The sequence below is a fragment of the Caballeronia sp. LZ065 genome (genome assembly GCF_031450975.1).
GTDB lineage: Bacteria > Pseudomonadota > Gammaproteobacteria > Burkholderiales > Burkholderiaceae > Caballeronia.
On record NZ_JARUXV010000001.1, the window covers coordinates 65889 to 88232 of the forward strand.

Consider the following 22344-nt stretch of genomic DNA (forward strand, 5'->3'; position numbering starts at 1 on the left):
GCGGTCAGACGCCCAGCGCGTCCTTCACCGCCGCGACCCGCGCGTCGTGTACCGCATCCTTGATCTTCGACGGCTGGGCCGCGTGCTGTTGCGCGACCGCGCCGGCATCGACGGAACGGGCCGCGACGAGCGCCTCGCGCAACCGCTCCGCCTGCGGATACGGCTGCCGGTCAAGTCCCAGCCGGCCGCGTGCATCAGCCATGCAGGCCTGCAAGGCCTCGGCGAAACGCGCCGGCTTGCGCAGCGCATCGGCGCGTTCGAACAACCGCACCAATGCAGCCGCGCCCATCTCCATCACGCGATGGATATTGCCGTGCTCACGCGCGACCAGCACCGCCAGGTCGCGGCATTCGTTGGGCACGCGCAGCCGCTCGCATAGTGGACGCAGCAGATCCACGCTGCGTCCTTCGTGACCGAGATGGCGCGGCAGGATGTCTTCCGGCGTGGTCGCCTTGCCGAGATCGTGCGTGAGCGCCGCGAAACGCACCGGCAACGCGAAGCCCTGCGACGCCGCGTAGTCGAGCACCATCATCACGTGCACGCCGGTGTCCACTTCCGGGTGATAGTCGGCGCGCTGCGGCACGCCCCACAGCGCATCGACCTCGGGCAGGATGCGCGCCAGCGCGCCGCAGTTGCGCAGCACCTCGAACATGCGTGACGGCTTCTTCTCCATCAGCCCGCGCGACACTTCCTGCCACACGCGCTCGGGCACCAGCGCATCGACTTCGCCGGCCGCGACCATCTTCTGCATCAGCGCAGCCGTGTCGGGGGCGACGTCGAAATCGGCGAAACGCGCGGCGAAACGCCCCACGCGCAGAATCCGCACCGGATCCTCGACGAACGCATCGCCCGCGTGCCGGAACAGCTTGTTCGCGAGATCGGCCCGGCCGTCGAAGGGATCGATGACGGGACCCGTCAATTCTCCCGCCGGCGTGACTTCGCGAGCCATGGCGTTGATCGTGAGATCGCGCCGCGCGAGATCCTCTTCGAGCGTCACGTCCGGCGAATAGTAGAACTGGAAGCCGTGATAACCGGCGGCCGTCTTGCGTTCGGTGCGCGCGAGCGCGTATTCCTCGTGCGTCTCGGGATGCAGGAACACCGGAAAATCCCGCCCGACCGGCCGATACCCCTGCGCGACCATCTGTTCGGGCGTCGCGCCCACCACGACATAATCGCGATCCACCACCGGCACGCCGAGCAGTTCGTCGCGGATCGCGCCGCCGACCGCATAGATGTTCATCGCGCCGCCTCGCGTGCGCCGTCGATCCATGCGGCCACGGCCGGCAATGCCGTGACGCGCCGCGCATAGTCCAGCGAGGTCTGGCTCAGCCTGGGCGCATAGGAGTTGAAGCGCATGACGACCGGCGCGTACATCGCGTCCGCAATGCCAAACTCGCCGAACAGGAACGGTCCGCCCGACGCCGCGAGACACTCGGCCCAGATGGCTTCGATGCGTGCGATGTTCGCGAGCGCGCCCGGCGTCGCGCCCGTGCCCGGCGCGTGCAGCGAAAGGTCCATCGGCATGTTCTGGCGCAGGTCCGCGAAGCCCGCGTGCATCTCTGCGCTGATGCTTCGGGCGCGTGCGCGGGCGTCGGCGTCGCGCGGCCACATCGCGTGCTGCGGATGCAGTTCGGCATTCGTCTCGGCAATCGCCAGCGATTCGCACACGGCGACGCCCGTATCGGTGATGAGGCACGGCACCTGGCCATTCGGCGAAAGCGCCAGGATCCGCGCCTTGGTGTCGGGCTGGCTCAGGCGGATCAGCGTCTCCTCGAACGGGATGCCGAAATGCGTGAGCAGCACCCACGGACGCATCGACCAGGAAGAATTGAGCTTGTCACCGATAACGAGTTTCATGCAATCAAAGTAGGAGTTCAGCGGTGCGCGGTGGCGCGGAAAGCGTCGAAGCGCGAGCGTGAGCCATTGCCGGTCAGGTACAGCGGCGCAATGGCCTCGATGCTTGCCGGTTCGTCGATGCCGAGTTCGGGCGCAAGCGGCCCGCTGGCGATATTCGGCGTTTTCATCGAGTCGAGGTTGTCGCGCGAAATCAGCGGTTCGCCAGGCGCCATTTCCATGGTCATCGCCTGCAGACGGCCAAGCGTCTCCGGCAGCTTGATGATGCGCGAATGCTTGCCGATGGTCTTGCCCGCGAAACGCACCAGTTCCGCGAGCGTGTAGACGCCGGGACCCGCGAGTTCATAGACCTTATGGCCGGCGGCGTCGAGATCGAGCACGTTGACCATGGCCTTCGCCACGTCGCCGACGAAGACCGGCTGGAACTGCGCATCGGCGCACGCGAGCGGAATCACCGGAAACATGCGTTCGAGGAACGCGAACTGGTTGAGCAGGTTGTCTTCAGGACCGAACACCACCGAACTGCGGAACACGGTCCAGTCAAGTCCGGATTCGCGCACGATCTTCTCGCCCTCGCCTTTCGAGCGCAAATACATGCTGGGGCCGTCGACATCGGCGCCGAGCGCGCTCATGTGCAGCAGCCGCCTCACGCCCTTCGCCGCGCACGCCGCCGCGATCTTGCGCGGCAACTCGACGTGCGCCTTCGCGAACTCCGGCCCGTAAGGATCGCCGCGCCGGCCTTGCAGCACGCCGACGAGATTGATCACCGCGTCGCACTGATCGATGAACGCCGCGAGTTGCACGGGATCGTGGATATCGGTTTCGATCACGTCGACGGGCAGCAGCGTCAGATGCGCGGCGCTGGCGCGACGGCGCGTGGCCACGCGCACGTTCTTGCCGAGATCGACGAGTGCATTGACGAGATGGCTGCCGATGAATCCCGATCCGCCGATCAACGCTATGTGTTGGTGTCGCATGGCTCGCCTCTTGGGTCGTGGCTGGACGGACGCGTCTTGAAACCGTCTTGAAACCGTCTTGAAAATCTCAGGTAGGAAAGACAACGCCCGCGAATCCTTTCCAGGACGCGCGGGCGTGAGGTTCGCTTGGGGACGCCGTCAGGGAGCGATGTAGCCCAGACGCGCCTTCAAGGACTGCGGACGGCCTTCGAACAGCGCGGCATAGTAGACGGTGTTCGACAGCACGTTCTTCACGTAATCGCGAGTCTCGGTGAACGGGATGGTTTCAGCAAAAACCGCGCCCTCCACGGGCGCCCGCAAGTCCTGCCGCCACTGCCGCGGCCTGCCCGGCCCGGCGTTGTAGCCGGCGGTGGCGAGCACAGGCGAGTTGTCGAATTGATTGTAGATCATCGACAGGTAATTCGTGCCGAGCAGGATGTTGGTGTTGATCTCGTTCATCTGCGCGCGCGACACCGGACCCATGCCGATCTTCTTCGCGACGAGCTGCGCCGTGCCCGGCATCAGCTGCATCAGGCCGCCCGCCCCCACTTCCGAGCGCGCGTTGATGATGAAGCGCGATTCCTGGCGGATCAGCCCGTACGCCCATTCGACGTCCAGGCCAGTGTTCTGCGCGTCGCGCTCGACGATATCCCGGTACGGCGACAGATAGCGCAGCGAGAAGTCATGCTCGGCCTTGGTTTTGTCGGCGGTGTTGACGGTGCGGTCGAGCAGTTCGATGCGCTTGGCATACTGCGCGGCGGCGAGCAACTGGCGGTCTGTCATCGTGCGCAGCGGCCAGTTCCATTCGCGATTGCCTTCGAGCCGCATGTTCAGCGCATAGAACCGTTGCGCCAGCGCGAAGCCCGGCACGGACTGCATCTGCGCGATTTCCTCGTCCGTCACGGTGGTGCGCGGCGGCACGGTGATCTTCTGTCCCAGTTCTTCGAGCGCGAGCTGGCCATAGAAGTTGAACTGGTCCGCGATGCTCTGGAATTCCTGGTTCGCCGTGGCCGTGTCGCCGGCCTGCTTGACCGCGCGCGCATGCCAGTAGACCCACGACGGCTGGCTGCGCAAGCCGGGCGGCATCTGCTCGATGGACCAGCGCACCATGTTCCAGTCGCCCGCGAGCAAGGCGCTGCGCGTGCGCCATTCGTAGGCCGGGTTCGACAGCTGCGCGTTGGCCGAGAGCCGGTACCAGTCCGCCGCCGACGGCATGCGCTTGACCGCCGCCTGATAGCCGATCGTGCCCCAGCCGATGGCGCGCTCCGTGGGCGTCAGGCTCGGCGCGACGGAACTGAACGTGGCGGCCGCCATGGCCGGGTCGTTGCGGGCCATGCGCGTAATGGCGAGCAACGTGAGTTGATGCGCCGGGGTATTGGGCATCACGCCGCGCGCAAGATAAATGGGCGGCTTGCTGACGGCGTCGTCGAGCAGCGAGTCTTTCGGCTTCTCCTGACCCAGCGTCTCGACGATATTGGCGCCGGTGTTGGTGTAGTTCTGCTCGTAGGCGAGACGGATTTGCTGCCAGATGTCATCGCTCGTGAACTGGCCCGACTCGGCCAGCGCGCCGATCAGGTCGACACAGCCGTCGCCATACCACTTCGGCTCGACGAGCAACGCGCGCGCGGCATCCGCGACGTTCTCACCGCGCGACAGGCGCGCCTCCAGCGCATAACACTTGACCTGCGTGTCATCGTTGAGCACGAAGCGCGCGTATTGCTGGTCGAAGTTCTTCCAGTCGTGGCGGCTGCCGAGCACCACCAGGTAGTCGTTGCGCATGCGGTCCGCAATGGCCTGGCCGTCATAGCGCTGCAGGAACGACAGCACGGGCGCATCCGGCGCGTCGAGACGCGCGTGGCCCTGCGAATCGAACAATTGCGGCTTGAGCGTGAAGTATTCAAGATAGCTCGGCGCCGGATAGGACGGAATCTGCGCGGCGAGCGCGGCGGCTTTGCCGGCATCGTTCGCGCGCGCGGCGTCGCGCAGTTGCATGAAGATGCGGTCGTCGGAACCGGGAGTGAAATCGGCGTCGGGACGGACGGCAGAGGCCGTGCCGCAGGCGACGAGGGAAACCGCGGCAAGGGCTGCGCAGACCGCGGGATATACTCGGTTGAGGCGTTTTGACATCTTTATTTCTGGAGCGCGAATGGTCTTGAAGCGGGTCCTAGGGTCGGAAGAAAGCATATCACGCAACGTTTGCGCGACATCGCAACACGCGTTTGAGAATGCACCTGGAAGTGTGCCTAAGAGTGCGCTTAAGAATGAGCTTAAGAAGGAGCCTAAGCGTGCTCTGCGTGCGACCCTGCTCGAACGTCGCGAGGCGCTGGCTGAACAGGTGGGATACGCCGCCCTGCATACCGCCCTGGCCACGCGCCTGCGCGAAGCTCTCGAGCGCCACGCGGCGCACTGCGTCGGCTTCTATTGGCCGGTGGCGGGCGAATTCGACGCCCGCGAAGTCATCACGCGCTGGCTCGCCGAAGACACGTCACGCGAGGCGGCGCTGCCGGTGGTCGTCGAGCCGCGCGCGCCGATGGTCTTTCACGCATGGCGCGCCGACGCGCCCATGAAGGAAGGCCGCTACAGGATTCCGGTGCCCGCCGAAGCACGCGTGGTGGTGCCGGACCTGTTGCTGATCCCGTGCGTGGGTTTCGACGCGGACGGCTATCGGTTGGGATATGGCGGCGGGTATTACGACCGAACGCTGGCCGCGTGGCCGGGTGCGCGGCGGCCGGTAACGTTGGGCATCGCGTTCGAGGCATGCCGCTGCGATGCGCTGCCGCGTGAAGCGCACGACCTGCCGCTCGACGCAATCATCACGGAAGCCTGAATCGGGCGCTTCGATAATTCACAGCGACGCCGCCGCGCGCGCAGCAGTGTCATACAAACCGGACGCGTTGCGCATCAGCTGCGCGGCCTCGCCGATCTGCTCATTGGTCAGGCCGCTCTCGCGCAGCGTCGCGATCAGGCACGCCTCGCGCACCTCGCGATACCGGCCGCACAACTCGCGCCCTGCCGGCGTCGCGGAAAAAAACACTTCCTTGCCGGTTTTCTCGCTCTGCACATAGCCGCGCCCGACCAGTTTCTTGAGCGCATACGTGGCGACATGCGTGTCCTCGATGTTCAACACGAAGCAGATGTCGGCGAGCTTCTTCTTGCGGTCGCGATGGCTCACGTGATGCAGCAGCGACACTTCCACCGCCGTCATGTCCTTCGCGCCCGCTGCCGACATGCAGCGCACCATCCAGCGATTGAAAGCGTTTCCCGCCATGATGAGCCCGTACTCGAACTCCGACAGTTCCGCGCTGGTTTCGGACACGAGATGTTCGGAAGAGACGATCTTGGTGGGATGGCGCGGCATAACTTTTGCCCGTTATTAGTGTGCGTTGGAGTGTAGCGCAGGGACTTTTTACCAGCGTACCGCGCGCCTCAGCGAATACCTGTATTGATAATTTCTTGATAATTTATTGACAATGTACCATTCTGCGACGGTGCGATGAGCGCCCGACCGGCACTTTTTCTCGTCGCGAAACCGTGAATTCAAGGCATGACCAAACCAAGTATTCATCCGCTCGGCGATTCCGCCCTGGTGCTCGACACCGCGCCCCCCGCCACGCTCGATTGCCAGCGCCGCGTCTGGGCGCTGGCGGAACACGCGCGCCTGATGCCGCACGTCGTCGAGGTGGTGCCGGGCATGAACAACCTGACCATCGTGTTCGACCCGCTGGAGGCGGACTACGAAACGCTGGCGGCGCAGCTGGAAAGCGGCTGGGATGCAGTCCAGGCCACGGAGACGGAGAGCGCCGAGATCGAGATCCCGGTGCGCTACGGCGGCGCGGACGGCCCGGACCTCGCCGAGCTGGCGCGGCACGTGGGGCTTTCAGTCGATGAAGTCGTGAAGCGTCACACGCAAGCTGAATACATCGTGTTCTTCCTGGGCTTCCAGCCGGGCTTCGCTTACCTGGGCGGGCTCGATCCCGCGCTGCACATGCCGCGCCGCGCCGAGCCCCGCCTCGAGGTGCCGGCGGGGTCGGTGGGGATCGGCGGCGCGCAGACGGGCATTTATCCGGCGGTGTCGCCGGGCGGCTGGCAACTGCTCGGCCGCACCGAACTCAAGCTGTTCGATCCGGCCAGAAACCCGCCGACGCTGATGCAGCCCGGCGACCGCGTGCGCTTCACGGCGCTGGAGGTGCGCGCATGATCGACGTGATTCGCGCGGGCGTGCTCAGCTCGGTACAGGATCTCGGCCGCCCCGGCTATCGCCATCTGGGCGTGAGTTCGGGCGGCGCCCTCGATGCACTGTCGCTTGAAGTGGGCAACCGCATCGTCGGCAACCGGCCGGATGCGGCGGGCATTGAAGTCACCTTCGGGCCGACCGTGCTGCGCTTCAAGCATGCGACGCGCATTGCCATCGCCGGAACGGATTTCGGCGCCACGCTGGACGACAAGCCGGTCTATTCATGGTGGAGCCTGCCGGTGCGCGCGGGCCAGGAACTGACGCTGCGCGCGGCCAAACGCGGCATGCGTTGTTATGTGTGCATCGCGGGCGGCATCGACGTGCTGCCGATGCTCGGTTCGCGTTCCACCGATCTCGGCGCCTGTTTCGGCGGCCTCGGCGGCCGGGCGTTGCGCGACGGCGACCGATTGCCCGTCGGCGTGCCGCAGCCGCACAAGGGCATTGCGTTCTCCCCGGAAGAGCCCGCGTTCGGCGTGAAGGCGCCGGCGTGGTGCAAGTTCGTGCTGGTCGACGAACCGGTGCGGCGCGGCCGTCACGCGCCGGGCCTGGCGTGGGCAGTGCCGGTGCGCGTGCTGCGCGGCCCCGAATACGACAGCTTCGGCGACGCATCCCAAGAGGCCTTCTGGAACGAAGAATGGACCATCACGCCGAACAGCAACCGCATGGGTTTCCGCCTTGCAGGCACGGCGCTCGAGCGGACCCGCAAGGTGGAACTGCTGTCGCACGCGGTGTTGCCCGGCACGATCCAGGTGCCGCCGAACGGCCAGCCCATCGTGCTGATGGGCGATGCCCAGACCACCGGCGGCTACCCGAAGATCGGCGCGGTCATCCGGGCGGATGTGTGGAAGCTCGCGCAAGTGCGGCTGAACGGCGGCGTGCGCTTCATAGAGACATCGGTAGAAGAGGCGCGCCACGCGCTCGCGGAAGAACGCCAGTACGTGAGCCAGGTGGAAACGGCCATCGCCATGCACGAGGAACGCATCGCGCGCGCCGGCGCATGATGCTGCGCCGGACGCGTCGCGCTCAACACTCAACGTAAGGATTTGCACGAAACATCATGGAAATCGATCTCAATGCCGATCTCGGCGAAGGCTGCGGCACCGACGAAGCGCTGCTCGACCTCGTCAGCTCCGCCAACATCGCGTGCGGCTGGCATGCCGGCGGCGCCACTGCGATGCGCGACTGCGTGCGCTGGGCCGTCGAGAAAGGCGTGGCCATCGGCGCGCATCCGAGCTTCAACGACCCGGAGAACTTCGGCCGCAAGGAGATGGATCTGCCGCCCGAAGAGATCTACGCGGGCGTGCTGTACCAGCTGGGCGCGCTGTCGGCGATCGCGCAGGCGGAAGGCGGGCGCATCGCGCACGTGAAGCCGCACGGCGCGCTCTACAACCAGGCGGCGAGAAGCACGGACATCGCCGATGCGATCGTCTCCGCGGTGCGCGACTTCGACCCGTCGCTGCTCGTGTTCGGACTCGCCAACAGCGGCTTGGTGGAAGCGGCGCGGCGCGCGGGACTCATCGCGATCGAGGAAGTGTTCGCGGACCGCGGCTATCGGGCGGACGGCTCGCTCGTGCCGCGCAAGGAGCCGGGCGCGCTGCTCGACGATGAAAACATCGTGCTCGACCGCACGCTCGCGATGGTCCGCGAACAGCGCGTGCAGGCCGTGTCGGGCGAATGGGTGCCGCTCAACGCGCAAACCATCTGCCTGCACGGCGACGGCGCGCACGCGCTGGCGTTCGCGCGCCGGATCCGCGGCGCGCTCGCCGATGCGGGCATCGAGGTGCGCGCGGCGCACGCCGAATGACGCCTTTTCATTGAGCAATCCCGCGCCCCGCGCAACCGGGGCGCGTCAGCAAGCGGCCGGCAGAGCCGCGCAGTCGCAAGCAGCAAACCACAAGCAATAAAACCACGCGCCCGGTTCGAGGCGTGACGCTTGATCCGTTTGGAGAACTCATGGCAACCGCAGTCAATCTATGGCCGCTCATTGGCGTGGCCGTCATCATCGTGGGCTTTGTCCTGCGCTTCAATCCGATGCTGATCGTCGCCGCCGCCGCGATCATCACCGGCCTGGCGGCGCACTTCCCGGTCGAGAAAATCCTGACCGCGATCGGCAGCGGCTTTCTCAAGACCCGCAACATTCCGCTCATCATCCTGTTGCCGCTCGCGGTGATCGGATTGCTCGAACGTCACGGCCTGCGCGAACGCGCGCAAATGTGGATCTCCAGCATCAAGGCGGCGACGGCCGGACGCCTGCTGATCGTCTATCTGTTCGTGCGCGAGATCACGGCGGCGGTCGGCCTGACCGGGCTCGGCGGTCATCCGCAGATGGTGCGTCCGCTGCTCGCGCCGATGGCCGAAGGCGCTACCGAAGCCCGCTACGGCAAGCTGTCCGATGCGGTGCGCCACAAGTTGCGCGCCTACTCGGCGGCCACCGACAATGTTGGCCTGTTCTTCGGCGAGGACATCTTCGTGGCGTTCGGCGCGATCGTGCTGATGACCACCTTCCTGAAGGAAGCGGGCATCGTGGTCGAGCCGATGCACGTCGCCGTCTGGGGCATTCCCACGGCGATCTGCGCGTTCCTGATTCATGGCTTCCGCTTGTGGCTCCTCGACCGCAGGCTCGCGCGCGAACTCGGCGCCCTGACGCGCAACGTCGCCGGAGAGAAGGCATGACGCTCACGATCAACTATCTGTTCTATCTCGTCGGCATCGTGCTCGTGGTCGTCGCGGGCATGATCCTCACGGACAAGTCGCATCCGCGCCGGCTCACCGCGGGCGGCTTCTGGCTGATCTACGCACTGATCTTCCTGATCGGCGACTGGATTCCGGTGACCGCCGTCGGCGTGCTCGTGGTCGCGATGGCGCTGATCGCCGGCTTCGGCGGCGTGACCGGCGCGAAGCCGAAGATGCTCTCCGAAGAAACCCGTCGCCAGAGCGCCGTGCGGCTCGGCAACAAGCTCTTCATTCCGGCGCTGACGATTCCGGTCGTGACCGTCGTTCTCACGCTCGGCGCGAAGTATCTGGTGTTCGGCGGCACGCCGCTGATCGAACTGAAGAACGTGACGCTGATCGGCTTCGGCGTCGGCTGCGTGATCGCGCTGGCCATTGCCTGCGTGATGACGCGCGATACGGTCGGCCAGTCGATGCGCGAGACGCGTCGCCTGATCGACGCGCTGTCGTGGGCCGCCGTGTTGCCGCAGATGCTCGGCATGCTCGGGCTGGTGTTCTCGGACGCGGGCGTGGGCAAGGCCGTCGCGCACGTGACGACGGCCTACGTGAACATGGACTACCGCTTTGTCGCGGTGGCGGTGTACGTGATCGGCATGGCGCTGTTCACGATGGTCATGGGCAACGGCTTCGCCGCGTTCCCGGTGATGACGGGCGGCGTCGGCGTGCCGATCCTGGTCGGCGTGTTCCACGGCAATCCCGCGACGATGGCCGCTATCGGCATGTTTTCCGGCTACTGCGGCACGCTGATGACGCCGATGGCTGCGAACTTCAACATCGTGCCATCGGCCTTGCTGGAGTTGCCCGACAAGAACGCGGTGATCAAGGTGCAAGTGCCGACCGCGCTGACGCTGTTGATCGCGAACATCTTCCTGCTGAACTGGCTGATGTTCATCTGAGCATCGGCGCGAGAGCACGCGGCTTCCGCGTGCTCTCGTGAATCTTCCCTCCTCGCATTCCCCTTCCTTTCTTCCGCTTGTCAACCGCGCGCCGGAGTCGATAGCCGTGGCGGTTCGTCTCGTCCCCTTCTCCTCGCGGCATCGAAACTTCGACGCAGGTCCGTCCGAATTTTTCGATGCTCATCATCAGCATTGCAACCCGTGAGCACTGCGCTCAGGCATTCAAATTCGTCCGTGTGATCGCGATATTGGGAGCGGGATTCAGAACCCTCTGACGACTACCCATTGCGGGAATCGGACACCGCCCAGATTCGGAGCCCGCCTATGGTTGCATCCCGGGCCGATCGAGGAGACTGCGCACGTTTTGTTCGGCGCTCGCTCGACAAGTGAGGATGCAGAGTTGCTCCACAAGTAACTCGTTGGCGTACTGCGTGCGATGCCGATCGCGTGTTTCCTGAATGGACCGAGGCGTGGCTTTTTCCGCCTTCCGCATATCGCGACTTTCGGGGAACTGATCTTTCGTCATCGATCCTGTCATGCGTTTGCCGACTTACAGCCATTTTCTGAATTTCCCGGCGGCCCCCGATCTGCTGTTTCGTTTGCTCGAGACGCTGCTCGTCATGGTCTGCTCGCTGGTCGCCGAAGGCCGCTTCGGTCACGCGGCCAACGCGGGTTATGACAGCGCCATCACGGCCTTCGCGATCGTTTTCGCGTTGAGTCTTTCGTCCGGTGCCCGTCTCAAGCGTCCGGCCCGCCGGGCTTTGGCTTGGTACGTCCTGCTGCCGGCGCTGGGCTGGATCGTGTGCGAAGCGCTCGCGGTCGGGGTGGTCAACCGGATGCATGGCGGCTACGCGCCTTCGATGGACTGGTTCGTCTGCCTGAGCGGCCTGACGGCGGGTGGCGTGATCATCTGCCGTCTTGTCGAACGCATGGCGGGCGCGCGACGCTTTTCAGTGGCGGTGGTCGGTCGCGGCGAGCGCTGCGCGGCATTCGTGCGGCGCGTGATGTCGATGCGCGACGCGGGTTGCGGGATCGGCGCCGTCTTCGACTTGGATCCTGAATCGGATGCGCATTACCCGGGCGCGCTGCGCTTCCGCGACATCGAGACATTCGCCGCGTACGTCCGCGCGCGTCGCATCAACGAAGTATGGCTCGTACTGCCGCTCACTGACGAAGCGACGCTGCAGCGCTTTCTCGGGACCTTCCGCAACGACCTCGTCAACATCCGGTTCATTCCGGACGTCCGCGGCGTCGCGCGCTTTCACAGCGAGAGCGCCGATCTCGATACGACCCTCGCCATCAACCTCGTCGCGGCGCCGCTCACCGGCGATGCGGTCACCGCCAAGACGCTGTTCGACCTGGTCTTCGCCACCTGCGCGATCGTGGCGTGCGCGCCGCTGCTGATCGCGATCGCGCTGGCCATCAAGGTGTCGTCGCGCGGCCCTGTGCTGTTCCAGCAGCGGCGCCGCGGTGCGAACGGCCAACCCTTCCGGATCTACAAGTTCCGCACGATGCGCGCGCATCAGCGCGAAGAAGGCGTGGTGGTGCAGGCGACACGGAACGATCAGCGCATCACGTGCGTCGGCGCGTTCCTGCGCCGCACCAGCCTGGATGAGTTGCCGCAGTTCTTCAACGTGCTGCGCGGCGACATGTCCGTGGTCGGCCCCCGGCCGCATGCGATCGAGCACGACGCGCTGTATCAGAACATCGTCGACGACTACATCCACCGCTACCGCATCAAGCCCGGCATCACCGGCTGGGCCCAGGTCAACGGCCTGCGCGGCGAGACGAGCTCCGTGGAGATGATGCGGCAGCGCGTCGAACACGATCTCTTCTATCTCAGCAACTGGTCGTTCGCGTTCGACTTGCGCATCGTCGCGGCGACCGTCGTGCGCGGCCTCGTGCATCGCAACGCGTACTGAATCGCAGGAACCCAACATGAAGCACTCGATACAGTCCCACATCGTCGCCGCACTCGCGCTGACGGGGTTGCTGGGCGCCTGTGCGTCGGCGCCGGGCTTTCACATGCCGGTCAGCCGGAACGCGACGGCGGGTCAGGAGGACAACCGCTATACGGAGCCCTCGGCGGCCGCGCCCGCGCTGCCGGTCACGGAACTCGACCTGAGTCTCGTCCAGCGTTTCGCCGCCGAGCGCAAGGGACGGCAGGACCAGCAGGCAAAGCGTCTGTTCGCTGCGCCGGAGACCTATACGGTCGGCGCAGGCGACGTGCTGCAGATCGTCGTCTGGGACCACCCGGAGTTCGCCGCGGCGCTCGGACCGGCGCAGAGCCAAGGGTCGGCGAAGGCGAGTGATCCGGCGGCAGGCTTCGTCGTGGACCAGAACGGCACGCTCCAGTTTCCGTACGCGGGCACGCTCAAGGTCGCGGGCTTGCGCACGGAGCAGATCCAGCAGCGCCTGCGCGCCGCGCTCGCGGCCTATCTGGTCAAGCCGCAGGTCACCGTACGCATGGCGTCATACCGCTCGCGCCAGGTCTATGTCGACGGTGAAGTCCGCAGCCCGGGTGCCCTGTCGTTGACCGACGTGCCACTCAGTTTCTACGACGCCGTCGCACGCGCGGGCGGCTTCAGCGAGAACGCCGATCAAAGCGATGTCGTCCTGGTGCGCGAGGGCGTCTCGCAGCGCATCGACGTGCCGCAGCTGCTTGCGCAGGGTCTCAGCCCGTCACAGCTCTACTTGAAGGCCGGTGACATGTTGCGGGTCACATCGCGCGATGAAAACGCGGTCTATGTGATGGGCGAAGTCAACAAGCCGGGCTCCGCGCAGCCGCGCCGCGACGGCCGCCTGTCGCTCGCGGACGCGCTCGCTCAGGCGGGCAGCATCAATGCGAACACGGCCGACACGGCGCAGATGTTCGTGATCCGTTCACTCGACGGCACGCCGCAAGTCTTCCATCTCGACAGCCGTTCGCCGGTGTCGATGCTCGTCGCGAAGGACTTCGAGCTGCAACCGAAAGACGTCGTCTATGTCGACGGCAACGGGCTCGTGCGCTTCAACCGCGTGCTGACCCTGCTGATGCCGCTGATCAGCTCGGGACTCACGGCGGGAGTGATCGCGAAATGATCCGCTCCGTGCTGATGGTCTGTGAGGGAAACATCTGTCGTAGCCCGTTGGCGGCGGCGCTGCTCGCTCAGGCGATGCCGGGGATCGAGGTGGGATCCGCGGGCACGCATGCGCTGACCGGCCAGCCGGCGGACCCCCAGGCCGTCGAACTGATGCGGGCACGCGGCATCGACCTCTCGGGTCACGTGGCGCGCCCGGCGAGTTCCGTATTGCTGCGTCGTCACGAGCTCATCCTCGTCATGGCGCTCGGCCAGCGCGAGACGCTGCTCGCGCGCCACCCCTTCGCGCGCGGCCGTGTCTACCGGCTGTTGCATGCCGCACAGCGCGATGTCCGCGATCCGTACCGGCAGGGCCACGCGGCCTTCGAAGCTTCGCTCGCGCACATCGAATCCGGCCTGCGCGAATGGCTCGACCGTCTGCGCCCTGAACCCGACCAGCGCAATCGCACCGTCCGACCGGCCGCTGCCCCGGTGCGCAGCGCTCCACTTTCCAGATAGATCCATTCATGTCCTACCCCGATCGACACGGCCCGGCCGCCACCGCCGAACTCGATGTCATTACGCTCCTCGACACGCTTCTCACGAACGCGTGGCGCATCGTCCTGATCGTGTCCGTGGTCGGGCTGGCCGGCATCGGCTGGAGTTTTCTGTGGCCGCCGAAGTATCAGGCGGACATCCTGATCCAGGTCGAGGACAGCGCCGGCGCAGGCATGGCCGGCAATCTTCCCAGCCAGATGTCGACATTTTTCGACGTCAAGTCCTCCGCCGCGGCGGAGGCTCAGATCATCACGTCGCGCCTCGTGGTCTCGCGCGCCGTCGACAGGCAGCATCTGCACATCGAGGTGGCGCCGGCGCGTTTCCCGCTGATCGGCGATCTGGTTTCGCGCTTTCAGGATGGCCTGCTCGCTCCCGGCGTGTTCGGCTTCGGCGGCTACGCATGGGGCCGCGAGCGCGCCGACGTGAGCCGCTTCGACGTGCCGGAACCATGGCAGGACGAGCCCTTCACGCTGAAGGTGGAGGCCGGAGGCCGATACACGCTCGCCGGCGCCTTGCTCGACGTCCCGCTGCACGGGCGCGTCGGCGCCGAGAGCCGCGTGAGCACACCGTCCGGGCCGCTGATCATCGCCGTGGCGAGCCTCGACGCGCGGCCCGGCACCGCATTCTCCGTGATCCGGCACGGCTTCGACGACACCGTCGTCAAGCTGCAGCAACGCCTCGACGTCCAGGAAAAGGTCAGGCAGTCGGGCGTGATCGTCGCGACCTTGCTCGGACGCGACGCAGAGCGCACCAGCCGCACGCTGCGCGAGATCGGCGAGCAGTACGTCCGCCAGAACGTGGAGCGCAAATATGCCGATGCGGCTCAATCGCTCGGCTTCCTGATGGCACAACTGCCTGAGCTGAAACGGAAGCTTGATGACGCGCAGGCGCGCTACACCCGCATGCGCGACGAGCGCGGCGTTATCGATCTGCCGACGCAGATCGCGACCGGACTGCAGCAGCAGGCGGAAGCGCGTGGCCAGTTGATCGTCCTGCAGCAGAAGCGCGCGGAACTCGCGACCCGCTACGCGCCGCAGCACCCGGGCGTGGTGGCGGCGGACCGGCAGATCGCGCTGCTGCGTGCGCAGATCACCGCCTTCGACTCCGCGCTGGCCCGCCTGCCCGATATCGAACAGACGGCCGCCCGGCTCATGCTGGACGTGAAGGTCAGCACCGACCTCTATACCGCGACGCTCGCCAACGCGCAGCAGTTGCAACTCGTCAAGGCCGGCAAGGTCGGCAGCGTGCGGATGATCGACGCGCCGATCGTCGCGCAAGATCCCGCGTGGCCGAAGCGGCCGCTCGTGGCGACCGCTTCGCTGCTGGGCGGTCTGCTCGTCGGCCTTGTCTATGCATTCGTGCGGGAGTTCCTGACCGGCGCGGTCCGTTCGGCCGATGAAATCGAACGCGGCACGGGTTTGCCGGTGCTGGCGACGGTGCCCTTTTCGGCCGCGCAGCGTTCGCTTCGAACTGCGCTCGCGGGCCCGGGCGCCACGCGTGCCGCGCTGCTCGCCGTCGAGGCGCCGCACGATCGGGCCATCGAAAGCCTGCGCAGCCTGCGCACCGCGTTGCGCATGACCGGGCCGGATGCACCAGGCAAGGTGGTCGTATTCACGGGCGCGGCACCGAATGCCGGCAAGTCGTTCATCGCGCTCAATCTCGCCGCGGTGCTGGCCGCGACGGGCCTGCGTGTGCTGCTCATCGACGGCGATCTGCGCAGACCATCGCTCAATGCCTGTCTGGGCGTGACCCGCGGCCCCGGCTGGGCCGACCTGATTGCGGGCAGCGTGAGCCCGGAGCCGGTCATTCACCGGATCGAATCGCCCCGTCTGGATTTCATCGCAGCGGGCTCACCGGCCGACCGCCCCGCCGAATTGCTGCTGTCCGCGCGCGCCGGTGATCTGATCGACGCCCTGCGCGGCGCGTACGACTTCGTACTCGTCGACACGCCGCCGGTTCTCGCGGTGGAGGACGCGACGTCGTTCACGTCGCGGGCCAGCGCGGTGTTGCTGGTGGCGAGAGCGGGCGAGACACGGCTCGGCGAACTGAACGAGACGGTCAAGCGCCTCGGACATGGCGGCACGAAGCCCGCCGGCCTGATCCTCAACGGGCTGTCGATGCGCTCCGTCCACGCGTCGCTGGGCAGAACGGGCTACCGAAGTTACGACTACGGCGCGCCCGCCAAGGCGCAATGGCGAACCGCCCTTTCGTTGCTGCGCAGCCGGATGAAACGCACATGAAGCCGCCCATCTCCTTCAAGAACAGCATGACGCCTGCCCGCGGGCGGCAGGCGCGCGCGGCCGACGTCGCAGCACAGTGCCGCCTGCGCGTCGCCATCGTGGTGGAAGCCGCGGCCGGAGGCGTCGCCACCCATCTTGCCGATCTGATTCCCGGTCTCGCGAGGCGCGGCATCGAGGTGCACCTGATCGCGCGCCCCGATGGAGATCGCTTCGATTCTCACTGGCTGACCGCCGACTGCCTTGCATCATGCTCGACGGTCACGCGCCTGCCCATGCAGCGCGCCATCGGCGCACGCGACCTCGGGTCCTTCGCGCGGCTCTACAGGACGCTCGCCGCGCTGCGACCGGACCTCGTGCACTCGCACAGCTCCAAGGCCGGCGTGCTCGCGCGCGCATGCCGCGGGCCCTGGCGTCACGTCTACACACCGCACGCGGTCTTCACGCTGAATCCCACGCTCGGCGCCGTCGCGCGGCGGGCGATCGGCGCTGTCGAGGGCGGTTTCGGGCGCTGGCTGACCGATCGCATCATCGCTGTTTCGGATGACGAAGCGCGTCACCTGCATGAGGACCTGCACATCGGCCGCCCGCGTATCTCGACCATTCATAACGGCGTGCCCGAGTTCGAGCGCGTGAGCCGTGAAGCGGCGCGGCGCTACCTGGGCCTGCGCGATGACGCCTTCGTCGTCGGCCTGGTGGGGCGCTTTGCGTTCCAGAAGGGTATCGATCGCTTCGTGTCGATCGCACGTCAGGTCGAGGAGCGGCTCGGCCGGCGCGTGCAGTTCGTCTGCATCGGCAGCGGCGACTTCTGCGCCGCTGCCGGCGTGGCACTCGACGCGTTGCCGGCCAATCTGCACGTCGTCGGCGCCGTGCCCAACGCCCGGCGCTACTTCGGCGCATTCGATCTCTGCGCGCTGCCGAGTCGCTACGAGGGCTTCCCCTATGTCTATGTCGAGTCGGTCGCCGCCGGCGTGCCGATCGTTTCCACGCGCGTCGCGGGCGCGGACGCGCTGGTCGCCGCATGCGACACCGGCGTCGTCGTGCCGAATCACGACGACGCGACGCCCTTCGCCGAAGCGTTGATCGCGCTCGCGACCGACGCGCCACGGCTCGCGCGGCTCAGATCCAACTGCGCGAGCGCTGCCGCCCATTTCACCTCCGAGCGGATGGTGGACGAAACCCTCGCCGTCTATCGGCATTGCATCCACGCCTGAACCATGAAAACGATTGAAAACATCGTGCTGCTGCACGCCTATAGCCGTCGCAATTCCGGTGACGGGTTGCTGGTCGATCTGTCCGCCGCCCTGTTGCGCGAGGCCTTCGGCGCACGCTTTCGCCTGGCTGTCGTTGCCGCGGATCCGTTGTCGTTCCCGGAATACGACGACGTGCTGCCCGCGCCGGTCATCGCGTCGAGCGGTCTTGCGCGGGTCGCCGCCGCGGCGGGCACCGCCTGCCGCATCGTCACGCCCGCGGCGGCGCGACTGCGCGAGCGTCTGTCGCAGTGCGATCTGATCGTCGGGGTCGGCGGCGGCTACTTGCGTGCGCGCAATGGCGTCGAAGCGGCCAAGCTGGCGCTCGGGCATCTCGTGCAGGCGGACGCCGCACGCGCCGCGCGCAAGCCAACGGTGTATCTGCCGCAAAGCATCGGTCCGGCGATGAGCTGTTCGTCCGCCCTGTCGGATCGGGCCGCCGGCCGGCTGCGCGAAGCACTGGCGGGGTTCGCCACGGTGTGCGTGCGCGACGACCGCTCCGAGACTTTTCTTGCCGGCAATGCGAACGTCATGCGCATGCCGGATCTGGCCGTGCTCGAATTCGCCCGGTCGCGCGACGCCGTGCTGGCGCAGGCCGCAGCGCGTCCGCACGGCGTGCGGCACGTCGCCTTGGTGCTGCGCGACGCGCCGAGCTGGAGCCGCCCGCAACGCGAACGCTACGCGCAGTCGACGCGCGAACTGATCGCCTTGCTGCGGAACGAATGCCGGCTCAGTTTCGCGGTGCAGAGCACGGGGCGCGGCAACGACGACGCCGCCTACTACCGGCGGCTGGGCATCGGCGAGACGCTGCCGGGTCTGCGTCATCTGCTGGAGCACGACACGCCGGATGTGGTCGTGTCGGTGCGCCTGCACGGCGCACTCGAGTCACTGCTGCATGGCGTGCCCGCGTTCCATCTCAGCTACGAGCGCAAGGGCTTCGGCGCGTATGGCGACCTCGCCATCCCGTCCTGGGTGGCGAATGCCGCGGATTTCGACGCCTCATCGGTCGTGCAGCGCCTGTTCGCACCGTACGCGCTGGCGGCATTCTGGGACGCGACGGAGCGCGCGCTGACGCGTATCGCCGGGCAGCGTGCATCGCTCATCGAGATACTGCGCCACGCCGCGGGCACGAAGACGATGCTCGGCCATCCGCGCCGCGACGCGCAGCGTCCGGTCGAAGCCTGAGGACCCGCGACGATGGTGTGGCGCCTTCTGTCACGTGCGCTGTCCCTTGCGGCCAAGTTCGGACTGACGATCGTCCTCGCACGCACCTTGGGCCTGGGCGCGGTCGCCGACTACGGCTTGGCCGTCGCCGCTTCGGTCATCGCGTCGAAATTGTGCGGACTCGGTTTCGGCGCCGAATTGAACCGGCGTTTGAGCGAAGCGGATCCGCGTGCCGCGATCGCCACGGCGCGTGCGCTGCGGCGCGTCTATGGGATGTTCGATGCGAGCGCCCTGTGCGCTGCCATGACGGCTTCGCTGTGCGGCTGGCTCCCGGGCGCCGCATCCGACCCGCGAACGCTGGGTCTGCTGCTGTTGGTCGCGGCCAGCGAGCACTACGCGCTGGAGGTCAACGCCTACGTGTTTTCGGTGCACCGCGCGCGCGCCGGCTCCTCGATGTTGTTCGTGCGTACCGGCGGCTGGGCCGTCTTCGCCATAGCGGGTCTGCTGACGGGCGCGCTTGACGACGTGCGTGCCGTCTTCGTGCTGTGGACGGTGACGAATCTCGCGGTCATCCTGTGGGGCTGGGCGCTGCTTTCACGGCAGGCACGGGACGGCAGCATGCAACATGGCGCGGCGCGTCCGGCAGCGGCGCTGCGCCCGGTCTGGCGCGCAGGCGTGCCGTTCCATGTCGGCGGCGTGCTGCTCGCCGGGTTGCAGTACGCGGAACGCTTTATCGCGTCGGCCTTGCTCCCGGCCGAGGAAGTCGGGCGCTACGTCTTCCTGTGGTCGGTCGCGAATGCGGTACAGACGATCGCGTTCGCGAGCGTCGGGGTGATCGCGGGGCCGCGTCTGGCGCGGGCGGCGGGTGGCGTGCAAGAGACATGGCGCGCCACGCTGCGTGCGTCCCTGCGCAGTACCGCCGCCGTGAGCGTGGCGGTGGCGCTGGGCATCGGCTGTGCCGCTCCGCTCATCTTCTGGATGGCGAAGGAGCGCGCCACGACTTTCTCCTGCCTGACCCTCGCCGTGCTGCTGGTCTCGTTCCTGCTGCGCTCCACGGGCGATGTGCTCTGGGCCGCTTGCATCGCGCGCTGCGTGGGGCGTCGGATCCTCGTTGCCCTGTGCTGCGCGGCGCTCGCTTCCCTGCCACTTTCTTTCTGGCTCATTGCCGGTGACGGCGCGGGTCAGGGTGCCGTCCGGATGGCGCTGGCCCATCTGCTCGCCAGCACCACGGCGCTGATCGCGCTCGGATGGGCACAGCGCGGCCAACCGGCGGGAGCGCGCACCGATGCTTGAGCGGATCATGCTCACGGGTCCCCGTCTCAGCCGCGGCGTGACGGCCTGGCTGGCGGGGCTGGCTTCGTGCGCGTACCTTCTGCTGTTCGTGGCAGGCAGGTCGCTGCTGCCCGACTTTCTGTTTCGGGACGCCGAAAAGATCCAGGCGCAGATGGACGGCGCGAGCACCTACGATGGTTCGTCCTTCGATGCGGTGGGCCAGTTCTTTGCGCTCTTCGGTCCGACGCTGCTCGATGTCTTCGTGCTCGCGACGGGCATCGGGTTCATACAGTGCATGCTGGCCCGCGCCAGACATGCCGGGGCGCTGGCGGTGGCGCTTCTGCTCGGCGCGCCCTGTGTCTTCTTCAACTTGTTCGTTGCATCGAAAGATACGCTGGTGGTAGCGATGTCACTGCTGATCGTGTGGTCGCTCGTGCGACGGCGCGTGGCGTTCACGGCGACGGTCGGCGTGGGCGTCTATCTCGTCTACGCGCTGCTGGTGCGCCGCTATTTCCTGCTGATCGGCGCGGCGGCCGCGGCCGTGCTGCTGTTCCGGCGTGCCGGCCGGCGCGGACGGATCGTGCTGGCGGGCCTGCTCGTGCTCGCCCTGCTGCTGTTGCCGTCGGGCGCGTACACCGCGCTCCTGCAGCCTCGCGACATGGCGGTCGACTATCTCATGGTCCAGTCGCCCTTCGGCGCGCGCACGAGCTTTCACAACCTGATGCCGCCGAATTCCTTCGCGGCGTTCTGTATCGACTATCTCTATGCCGTGGCGAGACTGCATCTGCCGCTGCTGTTTTCGCCCGATCCGCGCGGCCTCGCCATGCAGGTGTTCGTCATCGCCGCGTGGCGATCCGCGCGGCCCTTCCGGCACAGCGCCGACGCGAACCCCGTCATGGATGGGCTCGCGTGTCTGGTCATGGGGCATATCGCCGTTTCAATGCTGTTCGAGCCCGATCTCGGCAGCTACGTGCGGCATCTGTCGAGCGTGTCGCTCTTCTGCATGACCCTGCTCGCTGCTCGGGCCGATGCCGCCCGGGTCTCGCATGCCGGGCATCAGCGGCCGCCGGGAGCCTTGCCGACATAGTCGAGCACCGGTGCGAGCGCGGGCTTGGGCGCGCCGCCGGCGTCGACGAGACCGAAGCTGCGTTCCCGCTCATTCTCCGCCCGCGCGGTGTCCTTCCACTCGTATAGGGAGACAAGGGAGGCGCTCAGTGTGTCGAGCGCGGCAACGAACGCATCGACGCGGCTTGCCTGCCGTGCCGGGCTGCTCGTGACTGCGCCCCGGGACGGCGCGCCCCATTCGGTGATGGCGGCAGGCAGCCCGTAGCGGTCGCGCAGACTTCGAGCGGTGGCGTTGATCTGGGCGAAAGTCATTCCGTATGCGTGATATGACACGGCGTCGATGCAGCCCGGCGACGCAGCGAGCACGGCGTCCAGCAGCGCTCCGGCCGTATTGTCGCGTCGCGGCGCGTGCGCAAAGCCGAAGCCCGCCACTGACACGTGAAGCGGCGCGCGCCGGAGTTCGTCGCAGACGCCGTGCATGAACGGCGCAAAGGTCTCGCGGACTTTTCCCGTGGGCCAGTAGCGGTCCAGATCCGGCTCGTTCCACAACTCGATGCCGATCAGTCCGGACGCATAGGTGCGCGCCACGGCGCGCACCTGCATGCCGAAACGCTTACCGGCGATGTTCAGCAGTCGGCCGTCCGTCTGGCCCGATGCCAGCAGCGGACGGGTCGAGCGCAGGGTCAGCAGGACGGGCAGCCTGGCGCGCGCCGCGAGGTCGAAAGCCGACGCGACACGCTGCATATAGGCGGTATCGTCCATGTGGTCCGTCCATACGCCAAGGCGGATGAAACGGAAGCCGGCGCGCGCGATCGCACTGGCATCCTGCTCGGTGAAGGTCTCGACCTTCACCTGCACGCCGACGGGCGGACGACCCGTGCTTGCGGAGATCGGCGCGGCATCGCCGGAACGGGCCCGGGCCGGCGCCAACGAGAGAATGAATGAGAGGATGAGCGCGATAGTCCATGACATCGCGATGAAGCAGCGAATCAGCAATGGCGTGCGCAGGGGCGGAGACATGCGTGCGCGGTCGGCGCAGCGGATCGGAAGCAAAGACGCAGTGTAGAGT

The 22344-nt window shown here is 66.9% G+C and carries 20 protein-coding genes; 14 read left to right on the forward strand and 6 right to left on the reverse strand.

The genetic code is table 11. The annotated features are described in order from the left end of the window. Nucleotides 1–4: 4 nt before the first annotated feature. The 4 genes from QCE63_RS00355 to QCE63_RS00370 form a co-directional block, all read right to left on the reverse strand. Complete coding sequence (locus tag QCE63_RS00355; protein ID WP_309829445.1) at nt 5–1240, reverse strand: multifunctional CCA addition/repair protein; 1236 nt, start codon at nt 1238–1240, stop codon at nt 5–7. Beyond that, nucleotides 1237–1857, reverse strand: a complete 621-nt coding sequence (locus QCE63_RS00360; RefSeq protein ID WP_309829447.1) for a glutathione S-transferase family protein — start codon at nt 1855–1857, stop codon at nt 1237–1239. The genes QCE63_RS00355 and QCE63_RS00360 overlap by 4 nt, the downstream gene beginning before the upstream one ends. 17 nt (nt 1858–1874) lie before the next feature. Next, nucleotides 1875–2831 (reverse strand): complex I NDUFA9 subunit family protein, encoded by a 957-nt coding sequence (locus QCE63_RS00365; protein ID WP_309829449.1) that lies wholly within the window; start codon nt 2829–2831, stop codon nt 1875–1877. 138 nt (nt 2832–2969) lie between these two features. Further along, nucleotides 2970–4937, reverse strand: coding sequence for a transglycosylase SLT domain-containing protein (locus tag QCE63_RS00370; protein ID WP_309829451.1), 1968 nt, complete (start codon nt 4935–4937; stop codon nt 2970–2972). A 19-nt stretch (nt 4938–4956) separates the two neighbouring features. Between QCE63_RS00370 and QCE63_RS00375 the strand changes: the two genes are divergently transcribed. Then, the gene (locus tag QCE63_RS00375; RefSeq protein ID WP_404990069.1) at nt 4957–5637 is read left to right on the forward strand and encodes a 5-formyltetrahydrofolate cyclo-ligase; all 681 of its coding nucleotides are present in this window, start codon (nt 4957–4959) and stop codon (nt 5635–5637) included. 18 nt (nt 5638–5655) lie between these two features. Here the strand turns inward: QCE63_RS00375 and QCE63_RS00380 are convergent, their stop codons facing one another. Beyond that, complete coding sequence (locus QCE63_RS00380; protein WP_309829453.1) at nt 5656–6168, reverse strand: winged helix DNA-binding protein; 513 nt, start codon at nt 6166–6168, stop codon at nt 5656–5658. Nucleotides 6169–6354: 186 nt separating this feature from the next. Between QCE63_RS00380 and pxpB the strand changes: the two genes are divergently transcribed. From pxpB to QCE63_RS00445, 13 genes are all read left to right on the forward strand, one after another. Beyond that, on the forward strand, nt 6355–7008 hold the full coding sequence (pxpB, locus tag QCE63_RS00385) for a 5-oxoprolinase subunit PxpB (protein ID WP_309829456.1): 654 nt from the start codon (nt 6355–6357) through the stop codon (nt 7006–7008). Further along, nucleotides 7005–8045: a biotin-dependent carboxyltransferase family protein gene (locus QCE63_RS00390; RefSeq protein ID WP_309829459.1), complete on the forward strand. Its 1041-nt coding sequence runs from the start codon at nt 7005–7007 to the stop codon at nt 8043–8045. The genes pxpB and QCE63_RS00390 overlap by 4 nt, the downstream gene beginning before the upstream one ends. A gap of 56 nt (nt 8046–8101) precedes the next feature. Beyond that, nucleotides 8102–8848, forward strand: coding sequence for a 5-oxoprolinase subunit PxpA (gene pxpA / locus QCE63_RS00395; protein ID WP_309829461.1), 747 nt, complete (start codon nt 8102–8104; stop codon nt 8846–8848). Nucleotides 8849–8997: 149 nt separating this feature from the next. Then, nucleotides 8998–9717 (forward strand): DUF969 domain-containing protein, encoded by a 720-nt coding sequence (locus QCE63_RS00400; protein WP_309829463.1) that lies wholly within the window; start codon nt 8998–9000, stop codon nt 9715–9717. Then, nucleotides 9714–10670 (forward strand): DUF979 domain-containing protein, encoded by a 957-nt coding sequence (locus QCE63_RS00405; protein WP_309829465.1) that lies wholly within the window; start codon nt 9714–9716, stop codon nt 10668–10670. The genes QCE63_RS00400 and QCE63_RS00405 overlap by 4 nt, the downstream gene beginning before the upstream one ends. A 536-nt stretch (nt 10671–11206) precedes the next feature. Then, a complete protein-coding gene (locus QCE63_RS00410) occupies nt 11207–12592 on the forward strand; it encodes an undecaprenyl-phosphate glucose phosphotransferase (RefSeq protein WP_309829466.1) in 1386 nt (461 codons plus the stop codon). A 16-nt stretch (nt 12593–12608) separates the two neighbouring features. Continuing rightward, nucleotides 12609–13751: a polysaccharide biosynthesis/export family protein gene (locus QCE63_RS00415; RefSeq protein WP_309829468.1), complete on the forward strand. Its 1143-nt coding sequence runs from the start codon at nt 12609–12611 to the stop codon at nt 13749–13751. Then, nucleotides 13748–14248: a low molecular weight protein-tyrosine-phosphatase gene (locus tag QCE63_RS00420; RefSeq protein WP_309829470.1), complete on the forward strand. Its 501-nt coding sequence runs from the start codon at nt 13748–13750 to the stop codon at nt 14246–14248. Before QCE63_RS00415 ends, QCE63_RS00420 begins: the two co-directional genes overlap by 4 nt. 8 nt (nt 14249–14256) lie before the next feature. Next, nucleotides 14257–16527, forward strand: coding sequence for a polysaccharide biosynthesis tyrosine autokinase (locus QCE63_RS00425; RefSeq protein WP_309829472.1), 2271 nt, complete (start codon nt 14257–14259; stop codon nt 16525–16527). Then, nucleotides 16524–17738: a glycosyltransferase family 4 protein gene (locus QCE63_RS00430; protein WP_309829474.1), complete on the forward strand. Its 1215-nt coding sequence runs from the start codon at nt 16524–16526 to the stop codon at nt 17736–17738. The genes QCE63_RS00425 and QCE63_RS00430 overlap by 4 nt, the downstream gene beginning before the upstream one ends. Before the next feature lie 3 nt (nt 17739–17741). Beyond that, nucleotides 17742–18959: a polysaccharide pyruvyl transferase family protein gene (locus QCE63_RS00435; RefSeq protein ID WP_309829477.1), complete on the forward strand. Its 1218-nt coding sequence runs from the start codon at nt 17742–17744 to the stop codon at nt 18957–18959. Nucleotides 18960–18971: 12 nt separating this feature from the next. Continuing rightward, the gene (locus QCE63_RS00440; protein ID WP_309829478.1) at nt 18972–20231 is read left to right on the forward strand and encodes a polysaccharide biosynthesis protein; all 1260 of its coding nucleotides are present in this window, start codon (nt 18972–18974) and stop codon (nt 20229–20231) included. Nucleotides 20232–20238: 7 nt separating this feature from the next. Then, on the forward strand, nt 20239–21297 hold the full coding sequence (locus QCE63_RS00445; RefSeq protein ID WP_309829480.1) for a hypothetical protein: 1059 nt from the start codon (nt 20239–20241) through the stop codon (nt 21295–21297). Here QCE63_RS00445 and QCE63_RS00450 read toward each other — a convergent pair. Next, nucleotides 21267–22295 (reverse strand): hypothetical protein, encoded by a 1029-nt coding sequence (locus tag QCE63_RS00450; protein ID WP_309829482.1) that lies wholly within the window; start codon nt 22293–22295, stop codon nt 21267–21269. The genes QCE63_RS00445 and QCE63_RS00450 overlap by 31 nt on opposite strands. Between the last annotated feature and the right edge of the window lie 49 nt (nt 22296–22344).